The organism is Stenotrophomonas sp. TWI169, assembly GCF_039674705.1.
Lineage (GTDB): Bacteria > Pseudomonadota > Gammaproteobacteria > Xanthomonadales > Xanthomonadaceae > Stenotrophomonas > Stenotrophomonas maltophilia_P.
In genome coordinates, this window is the sequence record NZ_JBDJOB010000004.1 from 174,403 (window position 1) to 190,351 (window position 15,949).

The window sequence follows — 15,949 nt, forward strand, 5'->3', positions numbered from 1 at the left end:
CCGAAAGCAAAAAGAAAGATAAAGAGCGCTTGGCGTTTCTGGTAGACCGCAATCGTCCAAAACGAAAGGAATCGAAGAATGCCGTATCGCACCAAGCTTAACAGGGGAGTGCAAGCGATTACACAAAGTACTGCGCCGCATCACCTTTCGTTTCAGTCGAACTTATCTTACTTTTTGCTTTCCATTTGTTGACATCTTTCGAATCCCTGCCCTAGAGTCGGCCCAACCGCTTTCGAAACGCCCGGTGAACGGGTTGGGAGTCCGCGTGGAAATCTGCATTCGCCGCTCGCCGCTGATGCTGGCCCTGTTGCCGGTGCTGCTGCTGGCGTCCATGTCGGCCCACGCCGAACCCATCGGCAACCTGCGCTCGGTCACCGCCAGCAAGGCGGGCACGCCCGCCTGGGACCTGCAGACCGACACCGGCGCGCGTGTGCGCATCGAACTGCCGGCTGCCGACATTGTCCGTGTGCAGGCGGGGCGCAAGGGGGTACTGACCGGAGCCGGCGACAAGGCCGCGCCGATCGTGCTGCCCCAGCCCAGTGCCGACGTGCAGGCACAGCTGGAAGAAGATGCGCAGGAGATCCGTCTGCGCACCGGCGCACTGGTGCTGCACGTACAGCGCCAGCCGCTGCGCCTGCGGTTGGAGCGTCTGGACAATGGCCAGCCCACTGCGTTGTGGCAGGAGCTGCAGCCGCTGGACCTGGATGCTGCACAGAGCGTGCAGGTACTCTCGTCGCAGCCCGACGAAGGTTTCTTCGGCGGCGGCCAGCAGAACGGCCGTTACCAGTTCAAGGGACGCGAGCTTGAGGTGTCCTACTCCGGCGGCTGGGAAGAGGGTGATCGACCGAGCCCGGCGCCGATGCTGCTGAGCAGCCGCGGCTGGGGCATGCTGCGCAATACGTGGAGCGACGGCAGCTACGACCTGCGCCAGCCCGATCAGTCCACCCTGCTGCATCGCGAAGATCGTTTCGACGCCTACTACTTCGTCGGTGCCGATCTGCCGGCATTGATCGAGCGCTACACGCAGCTGACCGGCCGCCCCAACATGGTCGCGCGCTGGGCGCTGTCCTATGGCGATGCCGATTGCTATAACGACGGCGACAACGCGAAGAAGCCGGGCACCGTGCCCGAGGGCTGGAGCGATGGCCCGACCGGCACCACGCCTGACGTGGTCGACAGCGTGGCCAAGCAGTACCGCGCACACGACATGCCCGGTGGCTGGATCCTGCCCAACGACGGCTATGGCTGCGGCTACAAGCAGTTGCCCGAGACGGTGAAGGGTCTGGCCGGATACGGCTTCCGCACCGGCCTGTGGACGGAGAACGGTGTCGACAAGATCGCCTGGGAAGTCGGCAAGGCCGGCAGCCGTGTACAGAAGCTGGATGTGGCCTGGACCGGCAAGGGCTATCAGTTCGCGATGGACGCCAACCGCCAGGCGTTCAATGGCATCGTCGACAATTCCGATTCGCGTCCCTTCCTGTGGACGGTGATGGGCTGGGCCGGCATCCAGCGCTACGCGGTTGCCTGGACCGGTGACCAGAGCAGCAGTTGGGATTACATCCGCTGGCACGTGCCGACCCTGGTCGGCTCGGGATTGTCCGGCATGGCCTATGCCAGCGGCGATGTCGATGCGATCTTCGGCGGCAGCGCCGAGACCTACACCCGCGACCTGCAGTGGAAGGCCTTCACTCCGGTACTGATGGGCATGAGTGGCTGGTCGTCGAACGCGCGCAAGCACCCGTGGTGGTACGACGAACCCTACCGCAGCATCAACCGCGACTATCTGAAACTGAAGATGCGGCTGACGCCGTACATGTACGGGCTGGTGCACGACGCCGCGCAGACCGGCGCGCCGCCGGTGCGTGGGTTGATGTGGGACTACCCCCGCGATCCGCACGCGCAGGACGAAACCTACAAGTATCAGTTCCTGCTGGGCCGCGATCTGCTGATCGCACCGGTCTACCGCAGCCAGGCGGCCAGCCGTGGCTGGCGGCGCGACATCCATCTGCCGGCCGGTGGATGGATCGACTACTGGGATGGCCGCCGCGTGCAGGCCGGCGCCGAGGGCCGTCAGCTCGACCGCCAGGTCGACCTTGCCACGCTGCCGGTGTTCGTGCGCGCCGGGGCCATCCTGCCGATGTATCCGTCGATGCTGTTCGATGGCGAGAAGCCGCTGGACGAGGTCACCTTCGATCTCTATCCGCAGGGCGAATCGCAGTACACGCTGTACGAAGACGACGGCAACACCCGCCGCTACCAGCAGGGCGAATCGAGCACGCAGCAGATCCGCGTGCAGGCGCCGGCACAGGGCAGTGGCCCGGTCCAGGTGCAGATCGCGGCCGTGCAGGGCACCTACCAGGGCCAGCTGGCGCAGCGTCGCTACGGCCTGCGCGTGTTGAGCCGGCAGGCCCCGCGCGCAGTGCAGGCCGGCGCCCGTGTGCTGCCCGCGCTCGCCGACGCGGCAGCCTTCAACGGTGCCGACGAAGGCTGGTATTTCGATGCCCGTGAGCGTGGCGGCACCGTCCATGTGCGTACCGCCACGCAGGATATCCGCCAGCCACTGCAGGTGCAGCTGGACTTCGCCGTGACCGCCGCCGCTGCGGACGATGCTTATCCGGCCGCGCCGGTGCTCGGCCGCGAGCTGCCGGCCGACAGCCTGCTGGTGGTCAACCGCCCAGCGGAAGAGCCTGGCCATCCGCTGGAGAACGCGTTCGACGATGACCCGGCCACCTGGTTCCGCAGCGTGCGCAACCAGGCCGTGCGCACCGGCGCCCACGAATGGGTGGTCGGCTTCGGTGAGCGCCGGATGATCGACGGCATCGAGCTGGCGCCACGCAACGACAAGAACTGGAAGCATGGCCAGGTTCGCGACTACGAGGTGTACCTGGGCGACAGCAATGGCGAATGGGGCGAGCCGATCGCCCGGGGCCGGCTGCAGTTGAAGGAAGGAATGCAGCGCATCGACTTCCCCGCACACGCGGGTCGCCTGCTGCGTTTCCGGGTGCTGAGCGTGCAGAACCCCGAAGGTGACGGCGCCAGCAGCACCGACCCGATGGTCACTGCGGCACAGGGCAGCGCCCGCGCGTTCGACGCGTTGCAGCCACGCGATGTCGGCCCGATCGCGCTGTCCACCTTCCACATCCTCGAGCACCAGGAACCGGAGCGACCGGCCCGGCAGCGCTATCTCTCCGAGCTGCCGGTGCCGGCCGCGCTGGCCAGCCAGGTGCGCGCCGACCAGGCGTTCCGTGGCGAGGCCGGCATGCGCATGAACGGCCTGCAGTTCCGCCGCGGCCTGGGAGTGGGCGCGAACAGCCGCATCGACCTGCGCCTGCAGGGCGGCTGGCGCCTGCTGCGTGCGGATCTGGGCATCGATGATGCCTGCCGCAGCGCAGGCGGCCTGCAGTTCCAGGTCTGGGGCGACAACCGCCTGCTCTACGACAGCGGCCTGGTGAAGGCGCCCGGCGTGGTCAAGCCGGAGCTGGACATCCGTGGCCTTACCACCCTGAGCCTGCGCACGCTGGGTGCGCAGGGCAGTCAACCCGCCCAGGTCTGTGCCAACTGGGCCAACGCCGTGCTGATCGGCCAGGAGGGCGACTCCGCCAGCATCGTCGCCCCATGACCCCTTCGTAACACCGCTCCTCCCCCGCCCATACCGACTGCGGCCTGCTGGCCGTGGCCCGGGAGCGTTTTGCCCGCTGATCCACATTCGCGCCGCACCCCTGCCAGGAGAGAACCCCGATGTTGCCCGCACGCTACCGCCGCCCCCCCTGTCGCACGATCGCTCCGCTGACGCTGGCCATTGCCGGCGCGCTGCTGTCGGTCGCCCTGCCTGCCGCTGCGCAGGACAGCAAGGACAACGCCACCGACCTGGCCCGCATCGAGGTCACCGGCTCCAACATCCGCCGTACCGATGTGGAAACCGCTTCGCCGGTCCAGGTCATCAGCAAGCAGGACATCCAGAACATGGGTGCGCGTACGCTGCTGCAGGTGCTCGACAACCTGCCGGCTGCCCGCCCGGCGCAGCAGGATTCGCGCTCGCTGTTCACCGGCTCCGACGGTGCCTCGCAGGCCAATCTGCGTGGGTTGGGCGCACAGGGCACGCTGGTGCTGCTGAACGGTCGTCGCCTGTCGTACTACGGCGCACCCGCCGGCTTCCAGACCCAGTTCGTCAACATCGATGCGATCCCGGCTGCCGCCATCGAACGCATGGAAGTGCTCACCGATGGTGCTTCGGCGGTGTACGGCACCGACGCCGTGGCCGGTGTGATCAACGTGATCACCAAACGCAACTTCCAGGGCGCGGAAATCAACTTCACCAACGATACGTCATCGCGCATCGACTCCTACGGTGAGCGCCAGGCCAGCATCACCGCCGGCTTCGGCGACCTGGCCGAGAACCGCTTCAACATCTACGGTGCGGTCAACATGTACCGCCGTGATGCGATCCCGTTGCGTGATTTCTACGACAAGCGTCCTGAGCAGTACTACGTCAACAATCCCAATTACCTGACGAACCTGCGCCTGGGCGTGGGCAGCAAGCCGGGTGAGTTCAACCCGGGCAGTTACTTCGCCTTCGATCCGGTCACCGGCCGCCGCGTGCAGGAGGCCGCACCCGGGTGCAAGAACGTGCTGCAGGGCGAGGCCGCCGGTCCGCGTTGTGTCTGGGAGACCTGGATGAACAACGAGATCGACGCCGGCGCCAAGTCCGAGCGCAACACCGCCTACCTCAATGGCACCTTCCTGGTGGGCGACTCGACCGAAATCTTCGCCGAGGCGACCTACACCGACATCGATCTGCGTGCCAATGGCGGTACACCCCGCAGCTATGGCACCACCACCGGTAACCCGACCAGCTGGTTCTCCCGCGATACCGGCACTACGGTCAACCAGTTCCTGTATCCCTACCTGGGGCCGAACAACGAGTACAACCACGCCAGCCCTGAACTGAAGGCGATGATGGGCGGCGTAGTCGGCCTGCAGTACCTGCTGCAGGATGCCGGCGCCAACTACTTCGGCCAGCGCAACACCGACAAGAGCTACCGCGTGCTGACCGGTGCACGTGGCAACATGGGTGACTGGAACTGGGAAACTGCTTTCGCCACCGCCGGCACGCACTCCACCACCTACCAGACCATCAACGTCAACCTGAAGGGCTTCGAGAAGGCCTTCGGCCCCTACTCGGTGGATCCGGGTACCGGGCGGGTGATCATTTCCGACCATCCGGCATACAAGTTCGGTGAGATCAGCGAAGCCAACGCAGCGCTGATCCGCGAGGCGTTCCCGACCTTCGACATCCAGTCCTGGACGCGCCTGCACACCCTGGACGGCAAGATCGAAGGCCCGCTGTTCCAGCTGCCGGCCGGTGAGATGCGCGCCGCGTTCGGCTTCAATGCCAGCCGCGAAACCTTCTACACGCCGGGCAATGCCGACGCAGCCGCCGGCCTGATCACCCAGCAGGGCGGCTCGTGGTTCGACGGTGCGCGCAACACCTATGCACTGTTCGCCGAAACGGTGGCGCCGATCACCGACAAGCTGGAACTGGATGCCGCGGTCCGCGTGGACAAATACCCGAACTTCAGCGCCAACGTCGCACCGAAGATCGGCTTCAAGTACCAGGCATTCGATCAACTGATGCTGCGCGGCACCTATTCGACCGGCTTCCGTGCGCCGAGCCTGGCCGAGTCCGGCAGCGGTGGCGTGTTCGCCCAGCTCGGTGGCTACCGCGATGAGGTGCGCTGCGCCGAGACCAACGCGATCGCCGACCTATTGCGGCAGTCGCAGCGCGCCGGTGACGTGGACCTGGGCAAGAGCCTGGCCAACGTCGATTGCAGCCGCACCGTGGCCCGCATGACCCAGCCCAACCAGGACCTGAAGCCGGAGAAGGCCAAGATCGCCACCCTGGGCTTCGTCTACGAGCCGGCCAGCTGGCTGTCGGTGTCGGCCGACTACTGGTTCATCTACCGCAACAACGAGATCGTTGCCCCGGATTTCAGCCGTGACACCGACATCATCTCCTCCACCCGTTCGCCGATCACTGATGCCGATCGCGCAAACCTGGCCCAGCTGGCGGCGATGTGCGCCGACCCGGCCAGCGGTGTGAGCTGCCCCTCGGTCCTGCCCGGCTACAGCGTGGGCAACGTGGCCAGCGTGGTCGGCCAGTACAAGAACCGCGGCAAGACCCTGGTCGACGGCTTCGACGTGGACGCACGCAGCCGCTTCTCGCTGGGCGAGTGGGGCGGGCTGAACGTGGGCCTGGCCGCCACCATCGCCAATCGCAACCGCTACTACATGGATGAGGAAAGCGGCTGGTACTACGGCGACGTGGTGGGCTACTACAACAACCCGCGCCTGCGCGCCACGCTCAACGCCGACTGGACCTACAAGCAGGTGACCACCAGCATGTTCGTCAACTATGTGGGCGGTACCAAGTGGGCCCGTGACCGCGTGGATGAAGTGGATAACAACAAGGAGACCTGCACCGCCGGCTACCTGGCGCTGCAGGCCAGCAAGTGCGACGGCGCGCCGTCCTGGTGGACCGCCAACCTGAGCGTCACCTGGCGCCCCGATGACGCCTGGAACCTGAGCTTCACCGTCAAGAACCTGTTCGACCGGCTGCCGTTCTACGATCCGAACAGCTTCCTGGGTGACTCCAGCGACTACGCGACGATCTTCGGCCGTGGTTACAGTGTGACCGTCGGTTATCGATTCAAGTAAGCAGGTTCGAGTGATCCAGCGCGCCGGTTGCGGCCGGCGCGCTTCCAAGAGGAGAGATGTTTGCCATGAAACGCAGGGAGTTCATCGCGGCCAGTGCCGCCGTCGCCGCCAGCAGCCTGTTGCCACAGACCCCGGCCTGGGCGCGCGGGCGCACGCTCCGCCTGGCCATGATCGGTACCGGCATGCGCGGCCAGGTGCTGTTGAAGGAGCTGGTGCGCCGCGACGATGTCGAGGTCATTGCACTGTGCGACATCGAGCCGATCATGCTGGGTCGTGCCGTGGACATGGTGACCAAGGCGGGCAAGCCTGCGCCGAAAACCTATGGCCAGGATCGCGACAGCAACGCCTGGAAGCGCCTTCTGGAACAGAAGGGCATCGATGGCGTGATCATCGCTACGCCGTGGGAATACCACGCGCCGATGGCGATCGCCGCCATGCAGGCGGGCGTGGCCGTAGGCTGCGAGGTGGTGGCCGGCATCACCCTGCAGGACCACTGGGATGTGCTGAAGACCCAGCTCACGACCGGCACGCCGTACATGCTGCTGGAGAACGTCTGCTACCGCCGCGATGTGATGGCCGCCCTGCAGATGGTGCGACAGGGCCTGTTCGGCGAGCTGGTGCATCTGCAGGCCGGCTACCAGCACGACCTGCGCGGGGTGAAGTTCAACTCCGGTGATCCCAGCCAGCCTTACGACAGCGGCGTGGAGTTCGGTCCCAAGGGCTGGAGCGAGGCACGTTGGCGCACCGAGCATTCGGTGGAGCGCAACGGCGAGCTCTACCCCAGCCACAGCATCGGCCCGTGCGCGATGTACACCGGCATCAACCGCGGCAACCGCTTTACCCATATCAACGCTTTCGCGACCAAGGCACGCGGCCTGCACGAGTACACCGTGGCCAAGAGCGGTGGCACCACCCACCCCAGCACCCAAGTGAAGTTCAAGCTGGGTGACATCGTGACCACCACGCTCGCCTGCGAGAACGGTGAGACCATCCTGCTGCAGCACGACACCTCGCTGCCTCGACCGTACTCGATGGGCTTCCGCGTGCAGGGCACCAAGGGTCTGTGGATGGACGTCAACCACTCGATCCACATTGAAGGCCGCAGCCCGCCGCACCAGTGGGAAGAGTTCAAGACCTACCAGGATCAGTACGAGCACCCGCTGTGGAAGCAGCATGCCGACACCGCGGCCAGCGCCGGTCATGGCGGCATGGACTGGTTCGTCATCCATGCGTTCGTCGAGGCACTGAAGGCCAAGGCGCCGATGCCGATCGACATCTACGATGCAGTGACCTGGAGCGCGATCACCCCGCTTTCCGAGCAGTCCATCGCCAATGGCTTCCAGACGCTGGAGTTCCCTGACTTCACCGCTGGCGCGTGGAAGCAGCGCAAGCCGATCTTCGCCTTCGACGGCACGTACTGATCCGTACACCCACGGTAGCGCCGGGCCATGCCCGGCGTTGCTCTGTGGACCGGTGTGCTCGCCCCTGTGGCGCTGGGCCTGCGCTCGGCGGCTGCCGGTTCCCAGGTCTCAGCGTGGAATATCAGCGGCCTGCTGATTCCGGGGCCGTGCCGGTGGGCCAACAATCGATGGCCTGAGCAGGGAAAGATGGCGCGCCCGGAGGGATTCGAACCCCCGACCAATGGCTTCGGAAGCCACTACTCTATCCGGCTGAGCTACGGGCGCGTTGGCCAGACAGTATAGCGGAAAATTTTAACGATTGGCACGATGTTGAGCCCTGAGCTTGCAATTCTGTAGCGATGAGCGCCGCATTGGCGATGATCCAATTCGACAACTACTTTCGAAGTAGCTGAAGAGCCTCCGCCTCATTCGGAATGGGATCATTAGGAGCGGCCGGAAGTATCTTTACATCGCGGAACGAAATTCGCTTGACGTCCAAGTCGGAACCTGCTGGGCAGTAGAGCCCGAACTTCAAAAACATTCCATGCTTATCGTTGTAGCCGATACCCACATGCTCACGTTCGAAAACCTGGCCATTAAGCCAGATTTTTATACTTCCCGAGCGGGTATCGAAACTCTGGTGAAATATAATATTGTTCCATTCATTGAAGCGAACCCGGCCCAGCTGTATGGTTCCTTTGCCGGTATACTTGAAGCCCTTCTCATCCTTCGGCGTTACCTGCTCGACGCTGGACCTGTAGTCATATTGTAGGTTGTCGCCTCGAATAACCAGGCTCGACACTGGGTTTCTCCACTCCTCTCCCAATTCCACATCCGGCACGCTGTGGTATTGCATGATAATTGCAAATTGTTTGTCGCCGGAAAAGTATTTTGCATCGGCGAAAAAAGATAACCGAGCCCATTGTTCCTTCATCCAAGGCATGGGGCGTGTCTTAAGTTCCGTCCCTTTGGTCGATCTTCTTCCATTCCAATCGCTCTTTCGCCACTCAAAATCATAAATTGGAGATTGAGATTCCGCCGCGCTGTGATCGCCCACAGCGTTAGCACGCAAACTTGTGGGAACGTCCGGGCCGCTGATGCTTCGGATCGAATAGTCAAATGGCGCCTCACGCAGCCATCCGTCCTTGCTTGGGCGCGTCGTAGCAGAAAACACTGAGCCAGCACTGAGCGTTTGGCAGAGAATGATCAAGTAAAGAAGTTGACGCCGAATTGCGCTCACGCACTCTCCTTCAATTTGAAAAAAGGGACGAAGCTATTTAAACACCATGGCTCGCATGGCATCTATCAGCTCGGCTGTGGCGTGCGGGGACAGATCGAACGGAACCGAGGCCGATCGGTCGAGAATATCGTCGTATGCGGCAAGAATCTCATCAGAGCTATTGACGATCCTTACGCTTGGGTGCTCCGAAAATCTTCTGGCTGTAGCAAGCTGATGCTCATTGCGGTGTTCGCCGAGAGCTGCAGACCTTGGCATCAGTATCGCTGGCTTGCCGTATCTCATCGCGGTAATGATACTTCCCATTCCTGCGTGGGAGACAATGCATGACGAAGCGGCTATAAGTTCCTCGAACTTGTCTGCGGTTACGAAGCGTTCGTGCGTCAAGTGGGCTGGCAAATAGTTGCCAGGCCCGATCTGGGCAAATCCCTTAAGACCTCGTCGCGCCACTGCCTCATCGGCTGCCTTGATCAGTCGATCAAATGGAAGCTGGGTTCCGATGGTTACGAAGATCACAGAACGGCCCCCACATAATGAGGGCCTTCAGGAGTAGCGAGCTCTGGCCATTGGGTTAGCCAGTGATCTGCCCAGCGTCGGACCTTCCGTCCCGCAAGCGACAGGCTCTCTGAGTTGGCGACACTGTCCAGCCAAATGGTGCGGGAGCCGATCAGCTTTCCGAAGACCAAGGCTATGAATCCAGGCGCTGCACCGGTGGAGACAACGACGTGGGGCCTGAAGCGTGCGATGTGGTACGCCATATGAAGGGCGGTCAAGATCAGCGAAAGTTTGCTGTCCATGTTTCCGTCGGGTACCACACGCACTGTCGACCCAACCATATCCCGTGTGCTCGGGGCACGGGTGGTCACGTACAGGAGCGACGCGCCCTCGAATGCGGGCCGAAGTCGGAGGAGTTGAACCCAATGTCCTCCCCCTGAGGCCACAGCAAGTACTCTACGCTCTTTTTTTCTATTGACGGCCATCGCCTGAGTCCTCTTGTGAAGCGGACGAGTGTGCGGATAGCAAGGGCTCTCTATTTAGGAGATAACCGAAAGCTACAGCCAGGTATGGAGCAGCCAAGCCACTATAGATGACGTGGCCCGCAGTGAGGCTGATCAGTATTAGTATCGAAGAAATAATAAAAGCAGTGGTCAGCGATGCTGACGGGTAAATGATGGATCGGCTGGATTTGATGAGTCCGAATATAAAGGGGCCGTAGTACAAAATCACTCCCGCGACGCCAAAGGCGCCAAGAAGATCTGCAGCGTCGATCTCTACTGGACGTCCCAGGCGAAGCAGCATTTCCTGCCGGCCGGCCCCAAGCATCTTTTCGAAAAGTGTGTAGTTTGGCCAGACGTTACCCAGAAAGTCCTGAAGAAACTGTTCTCGGCCGCTGAATATAGTGAAGAGAAGGCCGTACTCGCGGAGGAAATACTGCATTCGCCCCAGGAGCCCGCTGCTTTCGATTAGCTGCAATACAATGGGTGCTGCAGTGACCACAAAGAGCAAGGAGAAAAATCCAATAATCAAGCCACGCAGCGAGCCCATTCTGAATCGAAGCAGGCCGCGGAGCACCTCAATTCCGGGGAAGGCAAGAGCGATTATGGCACTTCCTAGAATCGCCACTTTAGTGGCCTTAAGAATGGCGGCTGCAAGAAACAGGCAGCAGATCAATAGATAGAATGCTGTAGCACGTTGCCTGTGATAGACGAAGCCGCAGATTACAGACTGGCAGAGTAGCATCAGGAACGACATTTCATTGCCAGCAAAGATGAACCCGACTGCGCCAATCTGTTCGGAATCACTGTACTTTCCATACTGTGAATAGCCCAGCCCGATAGTGCCAAGCACTAGGTTTATGGCAAGTATGATCGATACAAATGTGAAGCAGCCTCGAAGCCAGGCGTCATCAATCTTTCCTTGGCGGGTCATTCGCTTGAAGCAGTAGAAGCCAAGCCACAAAATATTGAACCGGAGTAGCCATTGCGCATCAGCAGCAATGGACGAGATGGTCCCTCCTGGAATGGTGTGGGCAAGAATAAATATGGAATTGGTGATGATGCAGGCGCATAGTGCAATCACACCCTGACGGGTATGAATCGCATACACGGCTAGCAGTGCGAGGTAGCTCACCTTCACTACCTGCGAAAGTGCGGAGATGCCAAACTCGCGCATCAATGCGCCGTTCAGAGTATCCACCACAATCAGCGCTGGTGTGATGAGAAGAATGAGCTTCGCCAATGCTGAGGCAAGCGGAGAGGTGATCTCGTGGCGACTGGAGGGTGCAGAGGGTGCACTCCGTTTAAAGGCTGCGGCGGGTTCTGCGTTATGAGACATGACCACCGCTCACCTTTTCAATTATGTGTCGATGGAGAAGGTCGCTGAGCTGAGCTCCCACGGCGCCGCTTGAGTACTGTTCGGCGCGAGTGCGTGCCAGCTGCGACATGATTGTAAGACGATCATGGTCCATGCAGATCAATGAACGAAGGGCTTCCGCCAGTTCGTCAGGCCGATTCGGGGAGAACAAATACCCGTTGAGCCCATGGTCGATGATTCCATCCATCGCTCCATTAAGCGCCGCAACAACTGGCTTCCCGCAAGCCATTGCTTCCAATGCAACCAGCCCGAGGCTCTCCCCTCTTCTGTATGATGGGAAAACCAGCACGTCGCAGTCAGCGATGACAGAAGGTACCTTCTCCGGCGGAACCTGTCCGAGGAAGGCAATCTGAGTACCAGACAGGCTGCTTGCCTGGTCTTCCAGTGAACTCCTCTCTGGTCCGTCGCCAGCAAAAACTAACTCGTATGCTAGTTCGGGATGAGTCTTCTTGAGCAGTCCGGCCGCATCCATGAGTAGATGAGCACCCTTTCCTCTGATCAGCCTACCGAGGAAAAGGACCCGACGTCGCGCCCGATATCTGACCGGAACATACTTAAGAAATTGCGTGTCGACACCCCCTGATGGCGAGACACGAATCTTCTCAGCGCACCAAGGAAACTCTGAGGATACGAGCGACTGAAAGTACGGCGAGGGGGCGATGACCAGAGAAGCTCTGCGCAGCGCTCGGGCTGTCATGAAACGAACCAGAGCTTGTCGCAGACGTCCCGGTCGATCAGGTGCGACGTCTGCACCGTGCACATGGACAATCAATGGCACATTGCGGAGTGCGAGCGCGAGCCACACCGCAGGAAATGCATGGCTTGGAAAGTGCAGATAGATAAGATCGTGGCGTGAGATAAGGCTAGCCCAGAAGGACAAAAAATAGAACTTAAAGTAGCTGGCTATCTTACTGCTGCCATTCCCTTTGACCACGTGTTGAACAGAAATGCCGTGGTCCATCATTTGCTCGGAAATCCGCCTAACAAATACTCCGCTGGCCGGGCTTTCTGGAGACGGAAACATGTTTGAGATGACAAGTGCTCTCACAGTGCTCACCACTCAGCGCTCGTAGCTCTTCTTGAGATTCAGCTTGTACATGACCTTCAGAATTCCGCGATAGAATCGGGTATGTGTCAGGACTCCAATAATGCGCACTGCATCGTAGGCTGAGGATCTTCGGGCGATCACGTCTTTGGAGACGAGCGCTGCACCCTTAACCGGATAAAGAAAGTCCTTAGCGATGCCCTTAAATGAGAACATTTCGGCGAACTCCTGCTCGGTCTTGCTAAGGCGATAAAAGCCTCCTACGTGGCGACGACGCAGCTGATTGATCTCAGCCAACGTACGTCTCGCAGGATGCTGCACGATGGCGCCGTCCTCATACGCCATCACCAGCCCATTCGCGCAGGCTCTCCTCGTGAACTCAGAATCTCCCCCAGAGAAAGTCTTCGTTTCGAACCCGCCGATTCTGTCAAAGACCTCCCGGCGAACGAAGAGGTTGGCGGTTACCGCCCATCCCTGTTGCACGCTTTCCTGCTGACGGAAGGAGAATCTTCTCTCGAAGAGCTCAACAGATGTCGGCCTTTCTGGGTCCAGAAAGAAGATGTCGATCCTGCCTGCAACAAGAGAGATGTTCGGGGAATCGCGAAATGCCGCCCATGCATTGGCTAGCCAAGCCGGATCCGGAACACAGTCCGAGTCTGTGAAGGCGATCAGAGTTCCACTTGCCACGCCTAGACCGGCGTTTCGGGCAGAGTAAGATCCGGGAGTTGGCTCCGTAATCAGGCTGAAGCGCGGATCGTTGGCGGGAACAGTGGGATTGTCGTGAGTTGAACCGTTATCGACTACGATGACCTCAAAAGTGCCGTTGAAGATTTGCGCCTGGAGCGCTTCGACGCACTTCGCGACCTTGTGGCCCTCGTTGTATGTCGGGATGATGACGCTTACGTCAGGTCTGGCATTCATTGGCAAGTCAATTGGTTCAAAGGATGGTTCTTCGCGATTGAATTTAGTTCAGCGCTGCGTCGCGGCTCTGATTTCGTCTTCCACCTGCCCCCACATCTCGTCTGTGCGGGACTTCAGCTCGATTGCTGCGGCAGACACTCGGGCTGATATCTTTTCCCTCTCATCATCATTGCCCAGGCGCGCAATAAGACTGCGGAGGGCAGAGTGGTCGCTCAGGTCAGCCAGTAGAAGGTCCGGACAGGCAAAGTCCCGGAACAACTCTGGATACTTGTGCGACCAGCCCGCTCCAATGCAGGGCACACCCTGCGAGAGGGAACTTACGAGAGCGTGGAACCTCGAGCCGATCACGAAGTCGGCCTTTCCGAGCATACCCTTCAGAACGCGCGGGTCGGGGTGGGTGAGGATCGGCAGCTCGCTGTACTTCGCGCCCATCAGCCCCAGAACCGTTCGATCCTCCTCCGCATCGTGCAGGACGATGACAGGGTTCATTCCTGTCTGCTCCATGTTGTCGATCGCGTGGCGGAGGAAGTTCAGGTAGTCGTCTCCCTTGCTGGTCTTGTCCATCATGCGAACGTTGGGAACGATTGCGCAGAAACGTTCTGGAACCGATACATCGCTCGGAATCGTTGGCGATACGCTCACAGTGAAGTCTGGGAACTGCCTGAGCACTTCGCGTGGCGCTAGCTTGCTAGCGCAGGCGTGCGAGTGACTGTCGCGAGCGAACACTAGGCTCGCTCGAGAAAACATCTTGCGGCTCCAATCAGCGACATCGGGTTTCTCGAACGGCCCAAGAGCTTGCGGAAGAAGGATCAACTTTTGGTGCCGGCGGTAGGGACGGCTCATGATCCGGACCAGCTTCTGGGGACGACTTGCACCCCATTGGTCGGAGAACGCAAAGCCTGACGCGTCCAAGACAATGTCGACGTGCGCCGGGTTGATTACATCACTACGGCCACGCCATGCCATAGAAGCCAGCATCGTTCTAATCGCACCGGCACGACCAGCGAACTCCCACGTTGTGAGGAAGTTATGCTTTTCCCTGTCCGCTTGACTGCCAAACTGGGAAGGAACTACAAGCCGTACAGCGGGAAAGGTTGCGCGAAGGCGGTCAGCGATTGCAATTGCCATCAACTCGGCGCCGCGGTTGTGCGTGCCGGTTCCATTGATTTCGATAGTGAGCGGCTTCATTTCGACTCAAAGTTGTAGGTGCGAAGGGTGGAGAGTGGCTTCTTGCTGGAGTAGGCAACCATGCCGTCGGGGTCCGGGAAGCCAATCGCGACTAGCATGATGGGTCTTTCATCCTGCTCCAGACGAAGAAATTTCTCCATCTTCTGCTCTCTTTCCTCGACGTCAGGCCAATTGATGCAGCAGGAAGCAAGTCCTTGCACCTCAAGCGCATATACAAAGGACATTACTGCCAAGGAGGCGTCCGTATAGATCAGGTGTCTATCTCGCTCCTTGAAGTAGTTGCGTTGCTTTCCGACAATGATCGCGACAGCCGGGACCTGATGAGAAAACCCGCCCGTACCCATTGGAAGATTAATAGCCTGTTGGACAAGGGCCGGATCATCCATGATGCGGAATTCATATGGCTGTCGATTACATGCTGTAGGAGAGTATCCGGCAACAGTAATCGCTCGATCAATCATGTCGCGCGGTACGGGCCTAGCCAAAAACCAGCGCACTGATCGTCGATACTTTGCAAGCGCCAGTAGATCATCGTAGGTCACCGCGGGGGCGTCGTTAGGATCCCGAATGTAAGGGATCATCCGTCTGCAGTTGCTATTCTTTGCGACTTCGTCATTTGCCTCTGCTACCAGTGCACGTAGAGGCTCAATCTTCGGATGGGATGGCGACGCGTCCATGTACTCGTTCAGCACATCGCGCGCCCAGGCAAGTTCGGTCCGTTCTACTCCTGCTTTGGACGCTCGGCAGTATGCAGAGACAGTCTCCTCAATGTAGTTCAGGCCGAACGGCACGCGCCTTGGTCTCATCAGAAGGCCTTTCTCCAGGCGATGCACGTTACGACGCAGCAAAGCTGAGCTACTCTTCGGATCTTTGAGAGACTTCTGGTATGCAATCCTGCCTGAAATAGTTGCGTAGTGCTCTCGAGCGAAGTGGCCGGTAACGAGGTAATACATCCCTGTGGTCAGCCTGCTGCTGGCACTTATGCCTAGGATCAGAGCGTGCCCTGCATTAAGAACGGCCTTCACGCGGCGCTTCAGGGATGTGACGAGATTCATTGATGAGTTCCGGTTG

The 15,949-nt window shown here is 60.3% G+C and carries 10 protein-coding genes and 1 tRNA gene; 3 read left to right on the forward strand and 8 right to left on the reverse strand.

Annotated elements, in window-relative coordinates; translation table 11 throughout:
* Nucleotides 1-265: 265 nt before the first annotated feature.
* From ABE543_RS04990 to ABE543_RS05000, 3 genes are all read left to right on the forward strand, one after another.
* Complete coding sequence (locus ABE543_RS04990; protein WP_346475377.1) at nucleotides 266-3,619, forward strand: TIM-barrel domain-containing protein; 3,354 nt, start codon at nucleotides 266-268, stop codon at nucleotides 3,617-3,619.
* Between the two features lie 119 nt (nucleotides 3,620-3,738).
* Nucleotides 3,739-6,714, forward strand: a complete 2,976-nt coding sequence (locus ABE543_RS04995; protein WP_253119162.1) for a TonB-dependent receptor — start codon at nucleotides 3,739-3,741, stop codon at nucleotides 6,712-6,714.
* 65 nt (nucleotides 6,715-6,779) lie between these two features.
* On the forward strand, nucleotides 6,780-8,135 hold the full coding sequence (locus tag ABE543_RS05000) for a Gfo/Idh/MocA family oxidoreductase (RefSeq protein ID WP_111187265.1): 1,356 nt from the start codon (nucleotides 6,780-6,782) through the stop codon (nucleotides 8,133-8,135).
* Nucleotides 8,136-8,322: 187 nt separating this feature from the next.
* Here ABE543_RS05000 and ABE543_RS05005 read toward each other — a convergent pair.
* The 8 genes from ABE543_RS05005 to ABE543_RS05040 all read right to left on the reverse strand — a co-directional run bounded on the left by ABE543_RS05005 (nucleotide 8,323) and on the right by ABE543_RS05040 (nucleotide 15,933).
* A tRNA-Arg gene (locus ABE543_RS05005) sits at nucleotides 8,323-8,399 on the reverse strand.
* 109 nt (nucleotides 8,400-8,508) lie between these two features.
* Nucleotides 8,509-9,354: a heparin lyase I family protein gene (locus tag ABE543_RS05010; RefSeq protein ID WP_322522801.1), complete on the reverse strand. Its 846-nt coding sequence runs from the start codon at nucleotides 9,352-9,354 to the stop codon at nucleotides 8,509-8,511.
* Between the two features lie 33 nt (nucleotides 9,355-9,387).
* Nucleotides 9,388-9,867, reverse strand: coding sequence for a glycosyltransferase (locus ABE543_RS05015; protein ID WP_322522802.1), 480 nt, complete (start codon nucleotides 9,865-9,867; stop codon nucleotides 9,388-9,390).
* A gap of 450 nt (nucleotides 9,868-10,317) precedes the next feature.
* On the reverse strand, nucleotides 10,318-11,685 hold the full coding sequence (locus ABE543_RS05020) for an O-antigen ligase family protein (protein ID WP_322522803.1): 1,368 nt from the start codon (nucleotides 11,683-11,685) through the stop codon (nucleotides 10,318-10,320).
* Nucleotides 11,675-12,772, reverse strand: a complete 1,098-nt coding sequence (locus ABE543_RS05025; RefSeq protein WP_346475378.1) for a glycosyltransferase — start codon at nucleotides 12,770-12,772, stop codon at nucleotides 11,675-11,677. The genes ABE543_RS05020 and ABE543_RS05025 overlap by 11 nt, the downstream gene beginning before the upstream one ends.
* Nucleotides 12,773-12,784: 12 nt before the next feature.
* Nucleotides 12,785-13,690 (reverse strand): glycosyltransferase, encoded by a 906-nt coding sequence (locus ABE543_RS05030; RefSeq protein WP_346475379.1) that lies wholly within the window; start codon nucleotides 13,688-13,690, stop codon nucleotides 12,785-12,787.
* 48 nt (nucleotides 13,691-13,738) lie between these two features.
* Nucleotides 13,739-14,878: a polysaccharide pyruvyl transferase family protein gene (locus ABE543_RS05035; RefSeq protein WP_322522806.1), complete on the reverse strand. Its 1,140-nt coding sequence runs from the start codon at nucleotides 14,876-14,878 to the stop codon at nucleotides 13,739-13,741.
* Nucleotides 14,875-15,933 (reverse strand): nitroreductase family protein, encoded by a 1,059-nt coding sequence (locus tag ABE543_RS05040; RefSeq protein ID WP_346475380.1) that lies wholly within the window; start codon nucleotides 15,931-15,933, stop codon nucleotides 14,875-14,877. The genes ABE543_RS05035 and ABE543_RS05040 overlap by 4 nt, the downstream gene beginning before the upstream one ends.
* Nucleotides 15,934-15,949 lie beyond the last annotated feature (16 nt).